Below are 20,215 nucleotides of genomic sequence, written 5' to 3'. Positions count from 1 at the left end.
ACCCCGGTTGCGCAGGGCTTCCGGGGCTCATGCTTTATTGCGTCTTAATGCCTAACGACTCGGCCAACTGGCGGGCAAGCTGGTTTTTATCATCAGCGCCATACTCCCAGAACATACCGCCTGCTAACCCTTTGCTCTTGATGTAATCGGCTTTGATCGCCACCGAACGAGGGTTCTCGTAGGACAGGGCGAACAGCGCTTTGCCATCGGCAGAATTTACCGATAACCACGGCACCTTCGCTTCGTCATCCCAGTGCTCAGTAAAGCGTTTCTGCGGATCGTTGAGCAGTTTGGCAACAATATCGTTGTATTTCACATAGGTATCTTTGCTCAGGTCATAACCCAGCGATTTAAACAACTCGATTTGCTGCGCCCCGAAGTAAGGTTGGGTAGCCGGGTTTTTCTGCGCGTCTGGCTTACTCCAGTCAATCCCTGGCTCGACGGCACGTTTCGGGACCCGGCCATAGAAACCAATCCCGAGATTCAGCTGACTTGGTTTCAGACCCGCTGCCAGATAGTTATTCACCACAAAATCGGCGCTGTATTTATCCGCTGCGGCTACGGTCGGCCAGTGGCGGGAGTCATAGAGATTTGAGTTAAAATATTGCGTGCCGTAGGCCATGTCGTAGGTCATCAGATTGATGTAATCCAGCTGCGGGGCGACCGCTTTCACGTCGACCCAGCTTTTTGGACTTTCAACATTAGCGCCCACGGCGATGGTCACCAGTTTCTTTGTGCCGACGGCGGCACGCAGTTCTTTAAGCAACGCGGTAAAGTTATCGCGATCCGCCGGCTGGCTGGCCACCAATCCCCAGGCACCGTTAACCGGAAACTCCCAGTCAAGGTCGATGCCATCAAGGCCATACTGGTTAATGACCTGCTGGACCGAACGGATAAACACCGCCCGGCTTTCCGGCGTGGCCGCCGCGCCGGAAAATCCACGCGCGCCCCAGCCGCCGACGGAGAGCAGGACTTTTAGATCCGGGTTTTGCTGACGTAGCGCCGGCAGTTTTTGTAAATCCGCCTGTACTTTCGGCGACAGCCAGATTTGATGGAGATGGTCAGGATCTTTCAGCGCGTCGTTGGTCTCGTCTTTTTCATCGTTGTAGATAAGGCCGAACGAGTAGTTAAGGTGGGTTATTTGTCGGACATCAAGCTTGTCGATATCGCCGCCGGGGCCTGCGGTGACGTCGCCGCCGCCGTTAAAGTAGCCGACCGACATATAAGATTGCGCGGAAACGACAGAGGCGCAGAGCAGGGGTAATGCTGCCAGCAAGGGCAAAAGTTTCATCGGAGTTCCTCTTTGATAATAATAAATAAGCACACGCCACGGAAATGGCGTGGCGAAAAAACAGCCTGCCCACAGTATCAGCCCTTATCCGGGGAAACTGCGAGACAGCTCAATTTATCGAGGTCAACGAGGCGGTAAATACCGCCCGGCGTGAGGTGCGCCGGGCGTGAGGTCAGGGCTGAGTTTCCAGCCAGTCGTCGAGGGTGTAGAGCGTAGCTCCGGCGGCGGCCATTTCCATAAAGGCAACGGCGCTGTCCTGCGGCTGCAGGTTGACGCCGCGACAGCCGTCGGTGATCACGTTGACGGTGTAGCCCAAATCCAGCGCATCAAGCACGGTAAACTTAACGCAGTAATCCGTCGCGAGACCGAGAATGTTCAGCTCCGTCACACCGTGCGCGCGCAGCCAGCCATCGAGTTCGGTTTTCTGCCGGTGACCGTTGTCGAAAAACGCGCTGTAGCTGTCGATTACCGGATTTTGCCCTTTATGAAACACGGCGTTAATAGCCTGCTGTTTGAGTAGCGGGTGCAGCGCGGCGCCATCGCTATGCTGCACGCAGTGATCGGGCCAGAAAGTCTGCGGCAGGCCATCAAGCTCGCCCTGGGCATAGGGTTCCGCCTGATGCTGACTGGCAAAGCTACCGTGGTTGGCCGGATGCCAGTCCTGGCTTGCGATGATAGCGTCGCCGCGCGCCAGGCTCCAGTCAATCAGCTGATTTGCGATATCAATGGTGCTGTCGCCTTCGGGGACGGCGAGTGCGCCGCCAGCGCAGAAATCGTTTTGCAGGTCGACCAATAGCAGCGCGCGGTGGCTCATAGCTTGCTCCTTATTCATCAGGGGTCAGCTCGCCGCGCAGGTTTTGCTGCATGGCGTTTCGAATGGCCGCACCATCAAGGTTCTGACTGAGCAGATAGTGTAGCTTGGTCAGCGTCGCTTCCACGGTCATATCAAAACCGCTAATAACTCCGGCCTGCGCCAGCGCGTTGCCGGTGGCATAGCCGCCCATATTCACCTTACCCGACATGCATTGCGTCAGGTTCACCACCACAATACCGCGCTGGCTGGCTTCCGCCAGGACCTGAATAAACTCGCCGTTCTGCGGCGCATTGCCTACGCCATAGGAGCGCAGGATCAGCGCTTTCACCGGCTGACGCAGGAAATTACGCACCACATCGGCAGAAATCCCAGGATAGATAGTAACCACACCGATAGGCTGCGGCGTAATCGGGTGGACGATCAGCTCGCCATTTCCGTGTGGCGCCGGCGGGGTACCGAGACGGCGGATATGGATGCCGGCTTCCAGCAGCGGCGCCAGGTTTGGCGAAGCAAAGGCATCAAAACCGTCTGCGTGGGCCTTGGTCGTGCGGTTACCGCGATACAGACGATTATTGAAGAACAGCGAAACTTCGTTGATGGGATAGTTGGCGGCGACGTACAGCGCATTGAGCAAGTTGATTTGCCCATCGGAACGCAGCTCGGCTAGCGGGATTTGTGACCCTGTCACAATGACCGGCTTACCTAAGTTCTCCAGCATGAACGACAGCGCCGAAGCGGTGAAGGCCATGGTGTCGGTGCCGTGCAGGATAACAAAACCATCGTACTGGTCGTAGTGGTCGCGAATGTCGTCAGCGATATGCTGCCAGTCTTCCGGCGTCATATCAGACGAGTCCATTAACGGCGCATATTCATGAATAGTGAAGTCCGGCATCTCCGGGCGGTGGAACTCGGGCATTAGCGCCAGCTGGCGCTGCAGGTGGCCGGAAACGGGGATATAACCGTGATCGGAGCGCTGCATACCGATGGTCCCACCGGTGTAGGCAACGTAAATCGATTTCTTTTGCATAGCATCGCTTAGGTTGGACGTGAACAGGCGCAGTATAAAGTGGCAGGCAAAAAAATAAAGCGCTAACCCTGGGAGTTGCAGAGAAGCGCTTGAATTTAATGTCGTTGAAACGCTGCCCCACGGTGGGGGCAGACGGGGGATTAACGAATATTGGCGCAGGTCAGACAGAAGGCATAGCGGTTCTGCGGATCGTTAAATGCCGCCAGTTTATCGCTTTCCGTTTTCACAACGTCTGCTGCAGCCGCAACCGGCGCAGGCAGATATGCCTGAATCGCGGCCGGCAGAGCAGCGCGCACCGAACCGGTCAGACTATCCATCACCATCGCGAAGAACGTTGGTTCTTCCTGATACCAGGTGATATGCCACTGTTTAAGTTTCGCCAGCTCCGCGGCTTTCGCCACCGCGTCGTCGAAATCGCCGAGGCTATCTACCAGGCCGTTGGCTTTGGCGTCTTCACCGGTCCAGACGTGGCCTTGTGCGATTTGGTCAATCTTCTCCGGCGTGCTCTTACGCGCGTTGGCGACCAGAGTGATAAAGCGCTTATAGCCGTTCTCGATGCTCATCTGGATCAGCTGCTGAACTTCCGGCGGCAACGATTTGGTGGTCGAGACATCGGCCAGCGGCGAGGTGGCGACGCCATCGGTATGGACGCCGATTGAACCGAGCGTATTTTCCACCGTGTTAATCACGCCGAAGATACCGATGGAGCCGGTGAGGGTGCTCGGGTTCGCCACGATGTAATCCGCCGGGGTGGAGATCCAGTAACCGCCGGATGCCGCCATGCCGCCCATTGAGACCACCACCGGTTTACCCGCCGCTTTCGCCGCCGCCAGTTCTTCGCGAATCACTTCCGAGGCGCTGACGCTGCCGCCAGGGCTGTTGACGCGCAGAACGATCGCTTTCACTTTCGGATCCAGGCGCGCGTCGCGGATTTGCGCCGCGGTGGTGTCGCCGCCGACGTTACCCGGCGTTTCCTCACCATCCATGATGGCGCCGTTCGCAAAGATAACCGCTACCGCTGAACCCTGTTCAGCAGGCGCTTTGACGTTGTAATCGTAGTAGCTAATGGCGCGATAGTTGTTATCCGCTTTGCTCCAGCCAAATTGCTTAGTCAGCGCTTTTTCCACTTCCGTCGAAGTGGCCAGCTCGTCGACCAGCTTGTTATCCAGCGCGTATTTCGCGGTATCGCCATCGACTTTACGCAGACCGTCGATCACGCCTTGCGCGCCGGGGAACAGCTGCTGAGCGGTGATCTGGCGGTTAGCGGCAATGGTGTTGAGATAGTTCTGCCACAGTTCGCCAATCCAACGGCTGTCCGCTTCACGCGCCGCCGGGGACATGTCGTCGCGAATGAACGGCTCGACGGCGGATTTGTAGGTACCGACGCGGAAAACATGGGTCGAGACTTTCAATTTATCCAGCAGCGACTTGTAGTACAGGCCGTTGGTGGCAAAGCCGTGCAGGTCGACTTCACCCTGCGGCGAGAGCCAAATTTTATTGGCGAAGCTCGCCAGGTAGTATTGCCCCTGGGTGTAGCTGCTACCGACGGCATATACCGGTTTACCGCTGTCGCGGAACTCGCGTAGCGCTTTACCGATGTACTGCATTGAGGGCTGATCGCCGCCGACGAAGTTTTTCAGATCCAGTACGATACCGGTGATATTACGGTCGTCTTTCGCCTGGCGAATCGTCTGTACGATATCGAACAGCGAGTTCTCCTGCAGACGATCGGAACTGGCGCCGAACAGCTGGCGGCCGATGACTCCCAGTTTGCTGCTGGCGGAAGGTTTATCAACGACCACGCCGGTGATGTTCATCAGCAGCGCGCCACGCGCGGTATGTTCCGCGGTACTGCTGCTAAACTGCGCCCAGATGCCGACGCAAATCAGCACCAGTGCCAGGAACACCAGGTTCAGCGCGAATTGGCGAATGAAATTGAGTATTCGCCATGTCCATTTAAAAAATCCGGCAAGAAATCGCCAAAGGGTTCGCATGTATTCTCCCTAATATTTTGATGATGGGTCAGCCGCAGGGGCTGCCGCGTCTGGCTATCCTAAAGAGAGTGCCGACACTTGTCAGCAGGAATCACCCATCGGGCTGTAACAAAATCCATGCGCATGTTAATTTTATGCAAAATGACATCACAGGAGTTACACAGATGGATGCTCTCGAACTACTGGTAAATCGCCGCAGCGCGTCGCGCCTGACCGACTCGGCTCCGGCTGGTGAACAGCTGGAAAATATCCTTCACGCGGGGATGCGCGCGCCGGATCACGGCTCGTTACAGCCGTGGCGGTTCTTTATTATTGCCGATGATGGCCGCGAACGCTTTAGCCAACTGCTGGAAAAAGGGGCGATGGCCGCCGGGCAGGATGAAAAAGCCATTGAAAAAGCACGTAATGCGCCGTTCCGCGCACCTCTGATTATCGCGGTGGTCGCACGCTGTGAAGAACATCCGAAGGTACCGCTGTGGGAACAGGAAATGTCCGCAGGATGTGCGGTGATGGCGATGCAAATGGCCGCAGTGGCGCAGGGCTATAACGGTATCTGGCGTAGCGGCGCGTTAACCGAGAGTCCGGTTGTCCGCGAAGGCTTTGGCTGCCGCGAGCAGGACAAAATTGTCGGTTTCCTCTATCTCGGCACGCCGCAGTTAAAAGCATCAACCACGTTTGCGCGTCCGGATACCGCGCCGTTCGTCACGCGCTTCTGAGTCAGCGCTTGTTCCGCCGGGCGGCGGCTGGCGCCTTACCCGGCCTACGGGGCGTGCGGCCTGCCTTTAATTTATTCACCATGCTGGCTGAAACTACTGGTGCTGGTTATCTCAAAATCCCCGGTGGCGCTGGCGCTTACCGGGGCTACAGCGCTGTGCGATTTAGTAGCCCGGAGAAGGCGCGTTAAGCGCCGCCTCCGGGAGTTCAAGGGCGATGACGTTACTTCTGCGTTTTGGCGAATTCATCTTTGGCTTTCTGCAACTGCTGCTGGAAGGCCGGGTTGGTGTGCAGGGTCGCCACTACCGCCGAGCCGACAATACGCGCCGCATCGACGTCGCTCTGCCAATGATAGCCGCAGATAACCCGGCTTTCGCCCAGCTCATAGCCGCGCTTAAGAATTTCGTTTTGCCGCTGCGGATTGATCTCTGCCAGTACCAGCGCGGTTGCCCAACCGATAGAGGTGTGGCCGGAAGGGTAAGAGCCATTTTTCGACAGCTTGTCCTGCTCGGTGGTGTTACAGGTTGAAACGCCGTAGAACGCAAACGGGCGAATGCGCATATATTTCTCTTTCGCGCTGCGGGTGGCCAGATCGCCGGCATCCTCAATCATATTTGTCAGCAGCTTATGTAACTGCGGCGCGTCTTTTTCGGTGATGGGCGAACCAAAGGCGCTGGAGAAGGCATTCGCCACGCCGCCGGCGCTCAGGTTGGCATCTTCAGCCGCCAGTTTACCGCGTTCGGTATTACGCAGCAGCCGTCCCTTCTCATACATCGCCTGATCGTTCAAAAATGCAATGCTGCCGACTTCCGGCGGCGGCGGCAACAGCGCCAGACTATCGATGGCCTGGGCATTTTTCAGATAATAGAGATCGGGTTTAGTGGTTGCATCGTTGCCGGCGGGGACCAGTGCGAAAGCGTTAACGGAAAACAGGCTGGCGAGGCAGAGGGCGAGAACGCGCTTTTTCATCTACATTTCCTTACGGTGTTATATGTCCAGAACAATGGTTTTGTTTTTAGTCACATTTTTGTCATCTGTAAGTAAAAGTTAAAATCACATTGAAAAAATTGTTCGGTATCGCAAAAACGCATATTTGTCTGCTTAATGAGCAACCACTCGCGATTTCGGACTGTCGCACTTATCACCTTGCCGTTTGGGCGCTACCATAGCGGGATTGCAATGACAGGAGATGTCCATGAGCGAGCAAGCTATTCGTTTAACGCAATACAGCCACGGAGCCGGTTGCGGTTGTAAAATTTCCCCTAAGGTGCTGGAAACCATTCTGCATAGCGAGCAGGCGAAGTTTGTCGACCCGAACCTGCTTGTCGGCAACGAAACCAGCGACGATGCGGCGGTCTACGATCTGGGTAACGGGACGTCGATCATCAGCACCACCGATTTTTTCATGCCGATCGTCGATAATCCTTTTGATTTTGGCCGTATCGCGGCGACTAACGCCATCAGCGATATTTTCGCCATGGGCGGCAAACCGATTATGGCGATTGCGATACTTGGCTGGCCAATCAACACGCTGGCGCCGGAGATTGCTCGCGAAGTGGTTGAAGGCGGGCGTTTTGCCTGCCAGCAGGCTGGGATTGCGCTGGCGGGCGGTCACTCTATCGATGCGCCGGAACCGATTTTCGGGCTCGCGGTGACCGGCGTGGTACCAACCGAACGTATCAAGAAAAACAGCACCGCGCAGGCGGGCTGCAAGCTGTATCTGACCAAACCTCTGGGTATTGGCGTGCTGACTACCGCCGAGAAGAAATCGCTGCTGAAGCCGGAACATCAGGGGCTGGCGACGGAGACCATGTGTCAGATGAACCTTGCCGGCGCCGCATTTGCCAATATCGAAGGGGTAAAAGCGATGACGGACGTCACCGGTTTCGGCCTGCTGGGGCATCTCAGCGAAGTCTGCCGCGGCGCGGGCGTTCAGGCGCAGCTAAACTACGCCGATATTCCTAAACTGCCGGGCGTTGAAGCCTATATCGCCGCCGGAGCGGTGCCGGGCGGCACCGGACGCAACTTTGCCAGCTACGGCCACTTGATGGGCGAGATGCCGGCGGCATGGCGCGATCTGCTGTGCGATCCGCAAACTTCCGGCGGCCTGCTGCTGGCGGTAACGCCGGAAGCTGAAGCCGAAGTACAGGCCGCTGCTGCGGAATTTGGCATCAAGCTTGCCGCCATTGGCGAGCTGGTAACCGCCCGCGGCGGGCGTCCAATGATCGAGATCCGTTGATTAGATGCGGTTGTTTATTGCAGAAAAACCGAGTCTTGGTCGCGCTATCGCCGATGTGTTGCCTAAACCGCATCGTAAAGGCGATGGCTTTATTGAGTGCGGCAACGGGCAGGTGGTCACCTGGTGTATCGGCCACCTGCTGGAGCAGGCGCAGCCGGATGTTTACGATGGCCGCTATGCGCGCTGGAACCTGCTCGACCTCCCTATCGTACCGGAAAAGTGGCAACTGCAACCAAAACCGTCGGTCACGAAACAGCTGAACGTCATCAAGCGCCTGCTTGGCGAGGCGCAGGAAGTGGTTCACGCGGGAGACCCGGATAGAGAAGGGCAACTGCTGGTCGATGAAGTGTTGGACTACCTGCAGCTGGCGCCGGAAAAGCGCCAGCAGGTGCAGCGTTGCCTGATTAACGACCTGAACCCACAGGCGGTTGAACGGGCAATTAAACGCCTGCGCGCGAACAGCGAATTTGTCCCGCTGTGCGTATCGGCGCTGGCCCGCGCTCGCGCCGACTGGCTGTACGGCATCAACATGACCCGCGCCTACACCATTCTCGGGCGTAATGCCGGCTATCAGGGGGTGTTGTCGGTTGGCCGCGTACAGACGCCGGTATTGGGGTTGGTAGTACGTCGTGATGAAGAGATAGAGAACTTCGTCGCCAAAGATTTCTTTGACGTCAAAGCGCATATTGTCACGCCAAAAGACGAGCGGTTTATCGCCACCTGGGTGCCAAGCGAAGCCTGCGAACCCTATCAGGATGAAGAGGGGCGTTTACTGCATCGTCCGCTGGCCGAGCATGTGGTTAAACGTATCGAAGGCCAGCCGGCAATCGTGACCGGCTATAACGATAAGCGCGATTCCGAACCGGCGCCGCTACCGTTTTCGCTGTCAGCATTACAGATCGAAGCGGCCAAACGCTTCGGCTTCAGCGCGCAGAACGTGCTGGATATCTGCCAGAAGCTGTATGAGACCCACAAACTGATTACCTATCCGCGTTCGGATAGCCGCTACCTGCCGGAAGAACATTTTGCCGGCCGCCATGCAGTACTGAATGCGATTAGCGTCCATGCGCCGGATCTGCTACCGCAGCCGGTGATGGATCCGGAGATCCGCAACCGCTGTTGGGATGATAAAAAGGTCGATGCGCACCACGCGATTATCCCAACCGCGCGCAGCAGTCAGGTCAAACTCAACGATAACGAAGAGAAAGTCTATAACCTGATCGCTCGTCAGTATCTGATGCAGTTCTGCCCGGATGCGGTATTCCGCAAGTGCCAGATTGACCTTGATATTGCTAACGGCAAATTTGTCGCCAAGGCGCGCTTCCTCGCCGAAGCGGGCTGGCGCGCGCTGCTTGGTAATAAAGAGCGTGACGAAGAGAACGATGGTACGCCGCTGCCGGTGGTCGCCAAAGGCGATGAGCTATTGTGCGAAAAAGGTGAAGTGGTGGAGCGACAGACCCAGCCGCCGCGCCACTTTACCGACGCCACGCTACTGTCGGCGATGACCGGTATTGCCCGCTTTGTGCAGGATAAAGAACTGAAAAAGATCCTCCGCGCGACCGACGGTCTGGGGACGGAAGCGACCCGCGCCGGGATTATAGAGCTGCTGTTTAAGCGCGGTTTCCTGAATAAAAAAGGGCGCTATATCCACTCATCGGACGCCGGTCGGGCGCTAATCCATTCCCTGCCGGAAATGGCCGCGCGCCCGGATATGACCGCCCATTGGGAGTCGGTGTTGACGCAAATCAGCGAAAAACAGTGCCGCTATCAGGACTTTATGCAGCCGCTGGTGGGGACGCTGTTCCAGCTTATCGATCAGGCGCGGAGCACGCCGGTGCGCCAGTTCCGCGGGCTGGCCGCGCCAGGCGGGGCGAAAAAGTCGTTTAGTAAAGGGAGGGGCAAGCCGAAAGGGAAAAAGCCGGCGGCGGATATCGCGCCGGAAAATCCGCAATAATTTCTCCGCCCCTCGCCACTGAGGGGCTTAGCTAAAACGCACTTCCGCCTGAGGGCGCTTAACCCGGCTGAGGGTTTTCCCGCATATCATTTCCGCCTTCTTGCTCTAAACTAGGGGCATTGATGTTAAAGAAGGGATGATGATGGTAAACGATCCAATGGACAGTATCCTCAAAATCAGGTCAGTCAGCACCATGGCTGAACTGCAACGACACGTCAGAAATGTGATGTCTGCTTTTGGCTATGACCGGATCGTACTATTTTCTATTTCCCCACTACGTACTCCCTATATTGAACGCATTTACTGGATTGAAGGGCACTGGTTTAACGATGAGGTAGATGAACAAACCTACCTGCAGCGCTGTCCGGTCAACCAGCATTTTATCCATGCCTCCCGGCCATTTTTGTGGCGAAAAACCGGTAGTGACACGGCCAGCGGTGAGTATCAAATTGTCGACGTTCCCCTGAAAGGCGCGCTTCATGGCATGCAGATCCCCATTTTTGGCCACACCGGTATTGAAGGTGCGCTGAGCCTTGGCGGCATGGCCATCGACGCATCACCGCGAGCCGAAATGCTGCTGATGTTACTGGGCATAGAGGCATTTCATTGCGCGCGGAGATTGTTGAGCTCTGCTGAGAAAGGTAATGCAACCGTACTGACCCGCAGAGAAATCGAAGTACTTACTCTGGTAGCCAAAGGGCTTAGGCAGGGAGACATTGCCGCCGTGCTGGGGATCTCTGAACGTACGGTGGAGAATCATTTGCGCCATGCGCGCGGTCGCCTGAGGGTAGTGACCACGGCGCAGGCCGTCCAGGTGGCGATGCTGAACGGTGAAATATCGCCGCCTCACAGTGAATAATCTCTATATCCGCAGATGAAAAGGAAAAGATGATGAGCGAACAAATCAGTAAACAACCACAGGTGGACCATGCTGAAGAGAATGCTTTTTTTCCTTCGGCCTATTCTCTCAGCCAATTTACCAGCGCGGTGTCTGACCTTAGCGGCGCTGATTATACGCGGCGTTATAATGGACGGCGTAAAGTGCTGGTTATCGCCGCCGATGAACGTTATCTGCCCACCGATAACGGCACGCTCTTTTCGACCGGTAATCATCCGGTGGAGACGCTATTGCCGATGTACCATCTGCATGCCGCAGGTTTCGATTTTGATATTGCAACGCTCTCCGGGCAAATGGTCAAGTTTGAATACTGGGCGATGCCGCGAGAAGACCAAAAGATTATGCCGTTCTTCGAGCGTTGTCTGCCGCAGTTCCGCCAGCCGCTGGCGCTTTCTGACGTCTTAGCGCAGCTGGATGCTGATAGCGATTATGCGGCGGTATTTATTCCCGGCGGCCACGGTGCGCTTATCGGCCTGCCGGAGAGTGAAGACGTCGCCGAAACGCTGCGCTGGGCGCTACGACACGATCGGTTTGTGATTTCGCTCTGTCACGGCCCGGCGGCGTTCCTCGCGTTACGCCGTGGGGAGAATCCGTTAAACGGTTATGCCATTTGCGCGTTTCCAGATGCCGCCGATAAACAAACGCCGGATATCGGCTATATGCCCGGTCACCTGACCTGGTATTTTGGTGAAGCGTTGAAAGCAATGGGGCTTGAGATCGTAAATAGCGATATCAAAGGTCGTGTGCATCAGGACCGTAAAGTGCTAACCGGGGACAGCCCTTTTGCGGCGAATGCGCTCGGTCAGCTGGCGGCAAAAGCGTTGCTCGACGAATATGCAAAGTAACAGCAATCTGATGATGAGGGGGAGCAGTGAAGTATATCTCAATTAGTCAACCGGGCGGCCCGGAGGTTCTTCAGATTGGTGAAGACGACATCCCTTCGGTGGGTGATAACGACGTCCTGATCCAGGTTAAAGCGGCTGGCGTCAATCGGCCGGATATCTTACAGCGACAGGGCGTATATCCGATGCCGGAAGGGGTAACGCCGATACCCGGGCTGGAAGTCGCTGGGGTGGTCGCGGCAGTAGGATCGCAGGTGACGGATTTTCATCCCGGCGATAAAGTTTGCGCCCTGACCAACGGCGGCGGCTATGCGGAGTATTGCTCGGTACCGGCAGGGCAAACGCTGCCAATACCGCCTGGGCTGAGCTTTAGCGAAGCGGCGGCGATACCTGAAACTTTCTTTACCGTGTGGGCGAACCTGTTTCAGATGGGCCGGGCGCAACCTCATGAAAGCGTCTTGATTCACGGCGGGGCCAGCGGCATCGGGACGACGGCGATCCTGTTGTGCCATGAGTTAGGTATGAAAGTCTATACCACCGTTGGGCAGGAAGAAAAAGTGGCGGCGCTGCGTCCTTATGCTACGGCCATTAATTATAAAACCGATGATTTCGCAGAGAAAATCAATCAGTTGACCGATGGTAAAGGCGTCGACGTTATTCTCGATATCGTGGGTGGACCCTATTTTAATCGTAACCTGGAACTGCTGAAGCGAGACGGGCGGCTGGTGATTATCGGCTTTATGGGCGGGCGAATCGCCCATGATGTTGATATTCAAACCTTGATGCTCAAGCGCGCGACCGTGACCGGTTCAACGATGCGCGGCAGAAGTGCGGAAGAAAAAAGGCAGATCGCTCAGGCGCTGAAGGACCACGTCTGGCCGCTGCTGTCGCAGGGTAAATGTAAGCCGCTGATTTACGCCAGCTATCCGATGGCTGAAATCGCGCACGCGCATGCCTGCCTCGATAGCGGTAATCATCTGGGGAAAGTGGTGATTACCATGGAGTAGCGTTGATATCCCCGACGCCGGGCGTCGGGGATAAAGGCACAGATTAAATCACACCCTGCGCCAGCATGGCGTCAGCGACCTTGACGAAGCCGGCGATATTGGCGCCGCGAACGTAGTTGGTCTGTTTCTCTTCACCGCCGTATTCGACGCAGGCGTGGTGAATATCCAACATAATGTGGTGCAGACGCGCATCCACTTTCTCCGCTTTCCAGCCCATACGCGCGGCGTTTTGCGCCATTTCAAGGCCGGATGTGGCGACGCCGCCAGCGTTGGCTGCTTTGCCCGGCGCGAACAGCACGCCAGCGTCGAGGAACAGATCGGTGGCGGCAATGGTGGTGGGCATGTTGGCGCCTTCGGCAACCGCTTTAACGCCATTGGCGATCAGCATTTGCGCGGCATCGACGTCCAGTTCGTTCTGGGTCGCGCACGGCAGCGCGATATCTACCGGCACTGACCACGGCTGCTGGCCTTCGAGGTAGGTCAGACCGAATTCGCGCGCGTAGTCGGCGACGCGGCCGTGGCTACGCTCTTTAATATCGATCAGGCGGGCCAGTTTCTCTTTGGTGAAGCCGGCTTCGTCTACCACCGTACCGTTGGAATCGGAGGCGGTAATGACGCGCGCGCCGAATTCCATGGCTTTCTCAATGGCGAACTGCGCCACGTTGCCGGAGCCGGAGACCGCGACGCGCATCCCTTCGAAGCCAAGACCGTGGCGCTTGAGCATCGCTTCTGTAAAGTAAACCAGACCGTAACCGGTGGCCTCGGGGCGGATGAGACTGCCGCCGAAGGAGAGACCTTTGCCGGTGAAGACGCAGGCGCTATTGTTGGAAAGCTTGCGCATCATGCCGGCCATAAAACCGACTTCGCGGCCGCCAACGCCGATATCGCCCGCCGGCACGTCGGTGTCCGGGCCGAGATGACGATATAGTTCGGTCATCAAAGCCTGGCAGAAGCGCATCACTTCGCCGTCGCTTTTACCTTTCGGGTCGAAATCGCTGCCGCCTTTACCGCCGCCCATCGGCAGCGTGGTGAGGGCATTTTTGAAGGTCTGTTCGAAGCCCAGGAACTTAAGGATCGACAGGTTGACCGACGGGTGGAAGCGCATGCCGCCTTTGTATGGGCCAATCGCGGAGTTGAACTGCACGCGCCAGGCGCGGTTAACCTGCACCTGATTGCGATCGTCAACCCAGACGACGCGGAACTGGATGACGCGCTCCGGTTCGACCAGGCGTTCCAGCAAATTGAGCTGACGATAGCGCGGATTCTGTTCAAGGAACGGCCACAGAGTGGTCATCACTTCGCGGACGGCCTGAGCGAATTCAGTTTGATGCGGGTCGCGCTGTTGAACGCGGGCGAGAAAACTTTCCAGAGTACACGCCTGATCCATAGATGTAATTTCCCCTTACGGTTGTGGTTGCTTGTTATTTTTTATACCCGGCCTTGAAAATGCCGTTTTTCCGACTATAACACCGGAAATCGTTAGGCTGACAAGGAAAAATTGAGCGCGGAGAAAAATTTATAATTCGACAAGGGTCATAACTAAAAACGATGACCCAGGTCGGAGAGGGGGAAGAGAAACTAACCTGCCTGTTGAGCGATAAAGGCATTCAGCAGAGGAATATCCGCTGGCGCCAGATCAAATGCTAATGCTTGCGCCGGGGTACACCAACGCAGTTCGCTATGGTAACGGGCGACGGGTTCACCGCGAAATTCGGCGACCCACCAGGCATGCAGGTGGATCAAACGCCCGGAGACTTCCCGCTGATGGCTGGCGATATAGCGGGTTGGCCTCGCAACAATTGCCAGTTCCTCTTCCAGTTCGCGGGCTAACGCCTGCGGCTGGCTTTCGCCATGTTCGACTTTGCCGCCGGCGAACTCCCACAGCCCCGGTTGGTCGGCGTGCGGCGGGCGCTGCGCCAGGAGAATTTTGCCGTCACGTTCAATAATGGCGGCGACGACATCAATCGTTTTTTGCATAGTTATCCTGAATCATTCAAATACCGGGCTTGCGCATAATGGCGTATTATCTCCGTCTTTCCCCTGTACCGACAACCTTTTAGCCTGATGGAGCGTCACCGTGCTTGATAGCCGCCTGCATCCCCGATTGAAGCCCGTACTGAATGCTATCGCCCGCGTGCTCGACCGTCCGGGGATCTCCCCTGACGGCCTGACGCTTTTCGGTTTTGCTATCGGCGTGCTGGCGCTGCCGTTTCTGGCGCTCGGCTGGTACGGTGCTGCGCTGGCGGCCATTGTGCTGAACCGGTTGCTGGATGGCCTGGATGGCGCGCTGGCGCGGCGGCGTGGTCTCAGCGACGCCGGTGGGTTTTTGGATATTTCGCTCGATTTTTTGTTTTACGCGCTGGTGCCGTTCGGTTTTATTGTTGCCGACCCGGCGCAAAATGCGCTGGCGGGCGGCTGGCTGCTATTTGCATTTATCGGCACCGGCAGCAGCTTCCTGGCATTTGCGACCCTTGCGGCAAAGCATCAGATTGCCAATCCGGGCTATGCGCATAAATCATTTTACTATCTAGGCGGGTTGACTGAAGGAACGGAGACAATCCTGCTATTTGTGCTGTGTTGTCTGTTTCCGGCGCACTTCCCCTGGCTGGCATGGTGTTTTGGCGCGCTATGTTGGCTGACAACCTTCACCCGTATCTGGAGCGGCTACCTGACGCTGAGGGAGGCGCAAAGCCAGAACCTCCCTCAGTAGTAGGATTATTTGCTGCTGTCCGGGCCACGTTCGCCGGTGGCTACCGGGTTTTGCGGATTACCGCTCCATTCGTACCAGCCGCCGTCGTAAACGGAGACGTTTTTCCAGCCCATCGCACGGGCGTACATGAAGGTCTCTGAGGCGCGCCAGCCAGTGCCGCAGTAAAATGAGACCTGCTGGTTGGGCAGAATGTTCCACTGTTTCCACATCGCCGCGATATCATCGGCGCTGCGCATCGTGCCGTCCGGATTATGGAAGTCTTCCATATGCGTGGAATCGCTGCCGGCATGACCCCAGCGGGCGCCGGCAATATCGCCCTTCGGCTTGATGTAGCTGTAGCCGCTGGTGGTGCCGATAAATTCCGGCCACGAGCGGACGCTGACCAGCGAAGCATCCTGGCGGTGTAGTAACCCGCGCGCCTGTTCGGTATCGAGCATTAACTGTGGCTGACCGGGGATCGGCGCGCCGAAATCCGGCACCGCTTTTTCTTTGGCTGGCATGCCGCGCTCGACCGGCAGATTCGCGTCGGACCAGCTTTTCCAACCGCCGTCGAGCAGGCGTACATCTTTCACCCCGGCATACAGCATGATCTGCGCGACGCGCGCGGCGGCGTAGACGTCGCGGCCGTACAGAATCACCGTGGTGTCATGGCGAATACCGTGTTTAGCCAGCATCGCTTTTAGCTGTTCATCGGACACTTTGTTCCACAGCGGCTCGCTTTCCACTTCATTGGTATCAATATAACCGGCGCCGGGAATATGATTCAGCAGATAAAACTTCGGCGCGCCCCAGGCCACTTCAAACAGTTTCCAGTCGCCCTGCGGGGCGGCGGTAACGGTTTTACCTTGCTGTAAATCGTGGATCCACTGCGGATACACCAGCTGCTCAAAGTGCGGCAGCTTCTGCAGGCGCTCGCTCTGACTGAAGGCGTCGCTAAGCGTGCTGAGCTTCGTGAATCCGGCTTCTTTCAGGCGTGCCGCAACCCTGGCGTTATCGTCAGCGCCGCCATATAACGCGATTGGCGTATCGGCCTGCAACTGGTGCTGAGTAGCCCAGGCACGCAGTTGTTCGTCGCTCATTGCGCCAAGCCAGCTAGCAGAGAGGTTTAGCGCCTGCGGTTCATGGCCCTGCGGGCCGTTGGCACTTTGCGGCCAACCGTTATAGAAAGCGCTGAGGCGGGTGTCTATCGCCACGCCGTGCCGCTGTTGCAGCGTTGAAAAGTCCAGCGTTGGCATGGTATCAGCGGCGAAAGTAGAGGAAGCAGCAAGCCCCATGAGCAGGGCGAGTGCGGTCAATTGAGAAACACGTTTCATCGAAATGCCCGACGGTAGAAAGAGGAGGGCTCATTCTCTGCTCCTGATAAGGGAATTTCTTTGCGATAACGCAGGTTAGGCGGAATTTGCCTGCCAGGCGGCAATATTAATACAGCGTCCGCCCGGTGGGAGATCCTGGCTGTCGTGAGTTACCAGGAGCGCCGGGATTGCCAGCCGGTCAATTTCCGCAAACACCCACTGGCGAAAATCGGCGCGAAGTTCTGCATCCAGGCGATTAAAAGGCTCATCCAGCAGCAGCGCTTGCGGCCTCGCCAGCAGAGCGCGCAGAAGGCTGACGCGCGCGCGCTGTCCGCCGGAGAGCGTGGCCGGATCGCGCGAGGCGAAGCCCGGCATACCGGCGCGCGCCAGCGCCTGTTCAACTTCAACCTGGCGCGCCGCGCCGCGGATCTCCGCAGGCAGGGCGAGCTGTAAATTGTTGCCCACGCTGAAGTGGTCAAACAGTAGCGCATCCTGAAACAGGATGCCAATGCGCCGCGCTTCGGTGGCGAGCCTGTCGCAGCGGCGTTCGTTGAGCCATAATTCACCTTTGGCGCGAAAAGTGTCGGCAAGCGCGCCGATCATCCAGGCAAAAAGGGTTGATTTACCGCTGCCGGAAGGGCCCATCAGGGTCAACACTTCGCCGGGGGCGACAGAAAAATTTACTCCACATAACAGCGGTTGGCGGTGGAGGGTTAATGTCAGGTTGTGAACGGTTAGCATTAGCGTAATCCCCGGCGGCGACGGCCTATAAACCAGGCCATCAGCGCAGTAACCATAAAGCAGATCGCCGGTAGCAGCAATTGCCATAACGCTTGCGCGGCAAGCCGCGTGCTGTCGCCGCCGCTGCTCAGCGCTACCGCTTCGCTGGTCAATGTTGGCGTCCGTCCGCCGCCGAGCCACACGGTCGGCAGATATTGCGCGATACTCACCGAAAATCCGACCGCCAGCGCGGTGAGCAGCGGTCGCGCCATTGACGGCAGTTTGACCCACCAAAACAGGCGGCCGCGCCGCCAGCCAAGCGTACGGGCAATCAATAACAGGCGTGGATCAAGATTGCGCCACGCCGGGGAGAGGATAAACAGCATCCATGGCACGACCCATAACAGATGTCCCCATAATACGGTTATCAATTGACCGTCGAGCCAGCCCGCTAGCGCTAATTGATATTGACCATCGGCAAGCGGCAGCGTCGGGATGATTAATGGCAGCCAGAGTCCGTTATATCTGGCGGGACCGAACTCCAGCCACAGCAGACACAGCGCGGCCCCCAGTATCGCCGCGCCTAACGCCAGCCAGAGACTGTTACCGATCGCCTCAGCCGTTGGCTGCGTCCATTGCGAAATGCCAGCCAACAGCAACGCGCAAACCAGACCGCAGGCGGGTACCGCCTGCGCCAGAATATGTCCCGTCGCTGCGTTGGCAGGGGCGGCGCGCTTGCCGCATAGTGCGGGAATAGTTTGCCGCCAGCGGTGCCAGCCTACCGATGCGATGGCCGCGAAGATTAACGTGAAGGCAAGCAGCAGCAGGCTGGCCAGCGCCCCTTTCGCCTGTTGCAGCGGATCGCCCTGATTAAGCCACTGCCACGCCAGTACCGCCAGCGTTGGTGGATTTCCAGGACCGATCACCAAAGCGACATCCACCGCCGACAGACTCCAGGCGACGGTCGCCAGCAGAACAAGGCTCATCGATGGCAGCAGCGCCGGTACAACAATCCACTGCAGACATTGCCTGCGGTTGTAGCCGAGGGTTTTCATGACTACGGTTTGGGCTGCCAGCTGTTTTTCGCCCAGTACGCCATACGCCACCCACAGTAAAAAAGCGCTCTCTTTGACCGCCATTGTCAGGCCCAGACCGATACCGTAGCGATCGGCCGGTGGGCTCAAGGCGGGAAACAGACGATACAGCCAGCCGCCTTCGGCAAATAGCAGCAGGGCGGCGGTGACGAAAGCGACATGGGGTACGGCCAGCAGCAGCGGTAATCTTCTCGCCAGGCGCTGCCAGCCGGCGGCTGGCCATAACGCGCCAATCACCGTAAGGGTGATGAACAGCGCGCCGCCCACCGCCAGTAGCGTAGAAACTAGCGTCGCCGCCAGCGCCTGCGGCAACTGCGGATCGCTAAATAGCGCCCGCCAGGCCGCGGCGTCGACGGCAGGTATCGCCATCAGCGCGGCGGCGGGAAGCAGGGGGAGGTAGATAAGCGCTATCGCTCCCCACGTCAGCGCAATTAGTGGGTACCGTAGCGGCGCAACCATTCCTGCTCCAGCGCGTCAACCCAGGCGGCGTGCGGTTCTGCCAGCATCGGCGGCGTCGCTTTCGGTTGTACGGCGTACAATGCGGCGCGCTGGGCGTCGTTGAGTTTTTCGGGATCGAGTACGCTGGGATCGCCCCAGATTTGCGGGTCGGCTTTGCGTAACTGAGCCTGTGGCGACAGCAGGAAGTTGGCAACCACCTGTGCGCCAGCCGTCGCGCGGGCGTTGGCGGGGATAGCGACAAAATGCACGTTGCCGAGCATCCCTTGTTTAAAACCAAAGCTATAACTGTCTTGTGGGAGTTCGCCGCTGTCGGCTTTTTGCTGCGCATGCAGCGGATTGAAGGTCAGTGATAGTTGTAGCGTGCCTTGCGTCAGCATCGCGTCCATCCGCGCCGGCGACAGCGGAAAATCGCGGCCCTGGCGCCAGAGCTGCGGGTGTAGCCTGTCGAGATAGGCCCAAAGCGGCGCGGTCACCGCGGCGAAACTTGCCGCCTCCGGCGGCTGGCGCAGGGCCTCCGGCCGATCGGTTAGCGCAACCAGCAACTGCTCAAGGAAAGCGGTGCCGGTAAAATCCGGCGGCCGTGGATAGGTGACGCTACCTGGATGCGCTGTGGCGAAAGCCAGTAGCGCCTGTGCGCTGTCCGGTGGTTGAGCCAGCTGCGATCGGCGGGCGATAAAAGTCAGCTGCGCGCCGCCCCACGGGGATTCCGCGCCGTCGGTGGCGATGGAGAAATCTTCCCGAACCGGTTTTCGCGTATCGACGTAGCGCCAGTTAGGCAGCTTTTCAGCCCAGCCGCTGCGCAGTAAATTCGCCTGCTTCAACGTGCGGAAATTCTCGCCATTAACCCACAATAAATCGATTGAACCGCCGCGTGAACGACCGGCACGCGCCTCGGTCTGAATACGCTTAACCGCATCGGCGGCATCGGCGATATGTACAATACGCAGATCGACGGCGTAATCGCGTTTCACCTCGGCGCTGACCCAGTCGAGGTAGCGGTTAACCGCCGGGTCGCCGCCCCAGGCGTTAAACCACACCGTCTGGCCACGCGCCTGCTGGCTGATGCTCTGCCAGTTCTCGTCGGCGTTGGCGAGAGTCGGGGCCAGCAGCAGCGCGGCAAGCCAAATTAAACAATAACGCAGACTGCGCATATTGACTCC

General features: G+C 57.7%; 18 protein-coding genes. 7 read left to right on the top strand and 11 right to left on the bottom strand.

Annotated elements, in window-relative coordinates:
* Nucleotides 1–34: 34 nt before the first annotated feature.
* The 4 genes from PGR79_RS03010 to sppA form a co-directional block, all read right to left on the bottom strand.
* Entirely contained in the window at nucleotides 35–1,291 is a 1,257-nt protein-coding gene (locus PGR79_RS03010) for a glycoside hydrolase family 18 protein (RefSeq protein ID WP_113373628.1), read from the bottom strand.
* Between the two features lie 172 nt (nucleotides 1,292–1,463).
* Entirely contained in the window at nucleotides 1,464–2,105 is a 642-nt protein-coding gene (gene pncA, locus PGR79_RS03005; protein ID WP_015366151.1) for a bifunctional nicotinamidase/pyrazinamidase, read from the bottom strand.
* Nucleotides 2,106–2,115: 10 nt separating this feature from the next.
* Complete coding sequence (ansA, locus tag PGR79_RS03000) at nucleotides 2,116–3,132, bottom strand: asparaginase (protein ID WP_045393280.1); 1,017 nt, start codon at nucleotides 3,130–3,132, stop codon at nucleotides 2,116–2,118.
* A gap of 140 nt (nucleotides 3,133–3,272) precedes the next feature.
* Nucleotides 3,273–5,126: a signal peptide peptidase SppA gene (gene sppA / locus PGR79_RS02995; RefSeq protein WP_087859327.1), complete on the bottom strand. Its 1,854-nt coding sequence runs from the start codon at nucleotides 5,124–5,126 to the stop codon at nucleotides 3,273–3,275.
* A gap of 164 nt (nucleotides 5,127–5,290) precedes the next feature.
* On the opposite strand from sppA, the gene PGR79_RS02990 reads away from it, so the two are divergent.
* Nucleotides 5,291–5,842 (top strand): NAD(P)H nitroreductase, encoded by a 552-nt coding sequence (locus PGR79_RS02990; RefSeq protein ID WP_430921030.1) that lies wholly within the window; start codon nucleotides 5,291–5,293, stop codon nucleotides 5,840–5,842.
* 220 nt (nucleotides 5,843–6,062) lie between these two features.
* Here PGR79_RS02990 and phoC read toward each other — a convergent pair whose 3' ends face one another.
* Nucleotides 6,063–6,809, bottom strand: a complete 747-nt coding sequence (gene phoC / locus PGR79_RS02985; RefSeq protein ID WP_015705781.1) for an acid phosphatase PhoC — start codon at nucleotides 6,807–6,809, stop codon at nucleotides 6,063–6,065.
* Nucleotides 6,810–7,035: 226 nt separating this feature from the next.
* Between phoC and selD the strand changes: the two genes are divergently transcribed.
* The 5 genes from selD (at nucleotide 7,036) to PGR79_RS02960 (ending at nucleotide 12,780) form a co-directional block, all read left to right on the top strand.
* Nucleotides 7,036–8,079, top strand: coding sequence for a selenide, water dikinase SelD (selD, locus tag PGR79_RS02980; RefSeq protein WP_032708315.1), 1,044 nt, complete (start codon nucleotides 7,036–7,038; stop codon nucleotides 8,077–8,079).
* A 4-nt stretch (nucleotides 8,080–8,083) separates the two neighbouring features.
* A complete protein-coding gene (locus tag PGR79_RS02975) occupies nucleotides 8,084–10,033 on the top strand; it encodes a DNA topoisomerase III (RefSeq protein ID WP_113373629.1) in 1,950 nt (649 codons plus the stop codon).
* Between the two features lie 139 nt (nucleotides 10,034–10,172).
* Nucleotides 10,173–10,892, top strand: a complete 720-nt coding sequence (locus PGR79_RS02970) for a PA1136 family autoinducer-binding transcriptional regulator (RefSeq protein ID WP_228302262.1) — start codon at nucleotides 10,173–10,175, stop codon at nucleotides 10,890–10,892.
* A gap of 32 nt (nucleotides 10,893–10,924) precedes the next feature.
* Nucleotides 10,925–11,776, top strand: coding sequence for a glyoxalase III HchA (hchA, locus tag PGR79_RS02965; protein WP_113373630.1), 852 nt, complete (start codon nucleotides 10,925–10,927; stop codon nucleotides 11,774–11,776).
* Nucleotides 11,777–11,802: 26 nt separating this feature from the next.
* Complete coding sequence (locus PGR79_RS02960) at nucleotides 11,803–12,780, top strand: NAD(P)H-quinone oxidoreductase (protein WP_113373631.1); 978 nt, start codon at nucleotides 11,803–11,805, stop codon at nucleotides 12,778–12,780.
* Between the two features lie 43 nt (nucleotides 12,781–12,823).
* Here PGR79_RS02960 and gdhA read toward each other — a convergent pair whose 3' ends face one another.
* Together gdhA and PGR79_RS02950 are read right to left on the bottom strand one after the other, a co-directional pair.
* The gene (gene gdhA, locus PGR79_RS02955; RefSeq protein WP_015705776.1) at nucleotides 12,824–14,167 is read right to left on the bottom strand and encodes an NADP-specific glutamate dehydrogenase; all 1,344 of its coding nucleotides are present in this window, start codon (nucleotides 14,165–14,167) and stop codon (nucleotides 12,824–12,826) included.
* Nucleotides 14,168–14,358: 191 nt separating this feature from the next.
* The gene (locus PGR79_RS02950) at nucleotides 14,359–14,757 is read right to left on the bottom strand and encodes a pyrimidine (deoxy)nucleoside triphosphate diphosphatase (RefSeq protein ID WP_087859332.1); all 399 of its coding nucleotides are present in this window, start codon (nucleotides 14,755–14,757) and stop codon (nucleotides 14,359–14,361) included.
* Nucleotides 14,758–14,857: 100 nt separating this feature from the next.
* On the opposite strand from PGR79_RS02950, the gene PGR79_RS02945 reads away from it, so the two are divergent.
* Nucleotides 14,858–15,490, top strand: coding sequence for a CDP-alcohol phosphatidyltransferase family protein (locus PGR79_RS02945; RefSeq protein WP_087859333.1), 633 nt, complete (start codon nucleotides 14,858–14,860; stop codon nucleotides 15,488–15,490).
* A 5-nt stretch (nucleotides 15,491–15,495) separates the two neighbouring features.
* Here the strand turns inward: PGR79_RS02945 and PGR79_RS02940 are convergent, their stop codons facing one another.
* From PGR79_RS02940 to PGR79_RS02925, 4 genes are all read right to left on the bottom strand, one after another.
* Nucleotides 15,496–16,803: a rhodanese-like domain-containing protein gene (locus PGR79_RS02940; protein ID WP_113373632.1), complete on the bottom strand. Its 1,308-nt coding sequence runs from the start codon at nucleotides 16,801–16,803 to the stop codon at nucleotides 15,496–15,498.
* A gap of 75 nt (nucleotides 16,804–16,878) precedes the next feature.
* Nucleotides 16,879–17,523 carry an ATP-binding cassette domain-containing protein gene (locus PGR79_RS02935; protein ID WP_113373633.1) on the bottom strand — a complete coding sequence of 215 codons (645 nt, stop codon included), beginning with the start codon at nucleotides 17,521–17,523 and terminating at the stop codon, nucleotides 16,879–16,881.
* Nucleotides 17,523–19,055, bottom strand: coding sequence for a thiamine ABC transporter permease (locus PGR79_RS02930; RefSeq protein ID WP_113373634.1), 1,533 nt, complete (start codon nucleotides 19,053–19,055; stop codon nucleotides 17,523–17,525). The genes PGR79_RS02935 and PGR79_RS02930 overlap by 1 nt, the downstream gene beginning before the upstream one ends.
* Entirely contained in the window at nucleotides 19,028–20,206 is a 1,179-nt protein-coding gene (locus PGR79_RS02925; RefSeq protein ID WP_113373635.1) for an ABC transporter substrate-binding protein, read from the bottom strand. The genes PGR79_RS02930 and PGR79_RS02925 overlap by 28 nt, the downstream gene beginning before the upstream one ends.
* Nucleotides 20,207–20,215: the final 9 nt, after the last annotated feature.

Origin of the sequence: Klebsiella sp. 141161 (genome assembly GCF_050600815.1) — a bacterium.
GTDB classification, from domain to species: Bacteria; Pseudomonadota; Gammaproteobacteria; order Enterobacterales; family Enterobacteriaceae; genus Klebsiella; species Klebsiella aerogenes.
Note: the sequence above shows the minus strand (reverse complement) of the source record. Positions and strands in the feature narration are given on the sequence as shown.